This window comes from Streptomyces silaceus (assembly GCF_001419745.1).
Taxonomy (GTDB): domain Bacteria; phylum Actinomycetota; class Actinomycetes; order Streptomycetales; family Streptomycetaceae; genus Streptomyces; species Streptomyces silaceus.
This window is the reverse complement of record NZ_LIRJ01000724.1, coordinates 1-1008: the sequence shown is the minus strand read 5'-3', so window position 1 is coordinate 1008 and position 1008 is coordinate 1. Positions and strand designations below refer to the sequence as shown.

Below are 1008 nucleotides of genomic sequence, written 5' to 3'. Positions count from 1 at the left end.
GGGGTGGGGGACCTCTGGTGGTGCGCGGGCGTAGCCGTGGACGGCGGCTGTCTCGGGAGGCGAGGGCACTTCTGGCAGAACTGGCCGCCGGGCTACGGCTGATGGCCCGTACCCCGGCGCTCGCCCGCGCGACGACGGCCTCGGTGATCTCCTGCGCCGGGGCGGGCGCGCTGACGGCTTGCGCGCCGCTGCTCGGGGAGCGGGTCCTGGGCGGATCGGGGGAGGGGGCGATGCTGCTCTCCGGGCTGGCCGTCTCCGCGCTCGCGGCCAACGCGCTGCTGTCCCGGCGCCCGAACCTGCTCACTCCGGACGCGATCATGTGGTGCAGCACGCTCGTGATGGCCGTGGCCTTCGCCCTCGCGGCGACGTGCCGGCCGGTGCCGGTGATCGCCGCCGTGCTGCTCGCCGGGGCCGGCGAAGGGCCCCAGCTCACCGCGCTGTTCGCGATACGTCACCGGGAGGCGCCGGTGCGGCTGCGCGGCCAGATCTTCACGACGGGCGCGAGCCTGAAGATCACGGGGTTCGCGGCGGGGGCGGCGGTCGCGGGACCGCTGGCGGCACGTTCCCTGTCGGGCGCGCTGCTTGTGGCGGCGGCGCTGGAGGTGGCGGCGGCGCTTGCGTACGCGGTACGGCGCGCCCCGTGAGCCCACCGAAGGCCGCCCTGCGCTGCCGGGCGGGGCTTATCGAAGTCTCCTTGGGCTTTGGCGGGGCCTTCCGTGTCGCCCTGCGTTTTGTGGCGGGGTCTCTCGAAGTCGCCCTGCGCTGCCCGGAGGGGCTTTCTACGCCGCCCTGAGCTCTCGGGCGGGGCCCCTCCTCACTCGGACGGCACGCCACCGGGAGGGGTCACCGAGCACTGCCCGCACCACGCCCTGCGAGGCCTCCAATGCCTCCGGCACCACATCCCCCCGCGTCGCTGCTTCGCAGCGTTTTCTCGCTTACCCGCCCCATTCATCCCAAATATCTCGGGATTCCGCTGCATCCAGGACAGGTGGAAGGGCGGGTGGGTGG

Annotated in this window: 1 protein-coding gene; it reads left to right on the top strand. The window is 73.9% G+C overall.

Features of this window, described 5'->3' with window-relative positions:
* Window positions 1-101 precede the first annotated feature (101 nt).
* Window positions 102-644 carry an MFS transporter gene (locus AOK22_RS41215; RefSeq protein WP_055703348.1) on the top strand — a complete coding sequence of 181 codons (543 nt, stop codon included), beginning with the start codon at window positions 102-104 and terminating at the stop codon, window positions 642-644.
* Window positions 645-1008 lie beyond the last annotated feature (364 nt).